The sequence below is a fragment of the Serratia sp. 506_PEND genome (genome assembly GCF_001076875.1).
GTDB lineage: Bacteria > Pseudomonadota > Gammaproteobacteria > Enterobacterales > Enterobacteriaceae > Serratia > Serratia marcescens.
Map to the genome: position 1 here is coordinate 1 of NZ_JVEL01000559.1, position 539 is coordinate 539.

General features: G+C 58.3%; 1 protein-coding gene and 1 pseudogene. Both read left to right on the top strand.

The features are described 5' to 3' along the window. Positions 1-386: pseudogene (locus ADK28_RS32295) on the top strand (hypothetical protein); the annotation flags it as partial. A gap of 2 nt (positions 387-388) precedes the next feature. Further along, on the top strand, positions 389-539 hold a 151-nt coding region (locus ADK28_RS30625; RefSeq protein WP_193392134.1), incomplete at its 3' end, for a DNA circularization N-terminal domain-containing protein.

The following is a 539-nucleotide window of genomic DNA, read 5'->3' on the forward strand; positions in this document are numbered from 1 at the left end:
GGGCCTATGACGCCTATGAGACGCATAACGATAACTCGCTGACACCTCAGCAAAAAGACAAGCAGTATACCCAGATTGGCGGGCGCACCACCGGGGCGATGGCTGGCGCCGAAGCCGGTGCGACTGCTGGCTCTATAATTCCAGGGTATGGCACCGTAATAGGCGGTCTTGTTGGCGGTATTGCAGGATACTTTGGCGGTGATTGGTTGGGGGGTAAGGCTGCTGATAATTTGTATGTCGACAAGCAGAAAACTCCGAATGCCGTGATGCCCAGCGATGCCCTGGGGCTGAACCCGCAGCGCCTTGACTTGCATGTTTATCTCGATGGTCAGGAAGTCCACGCCGCGCTCGACGACCGCACCCAGCGCGACGGGTTGAGGAACTGACCATGGCCTGGAAAGATGATCTCCTTGACGCCTCATTCCGGGGCATTGCCTTTGACTGCCTTGATGCGCGGGATACGCTGTCCCGCGATGTTGCAGAGTATCGCTATCCCTATCGTGAGGGGGCTGACGTCGAAGACCTGGGCGGCAAGCCGG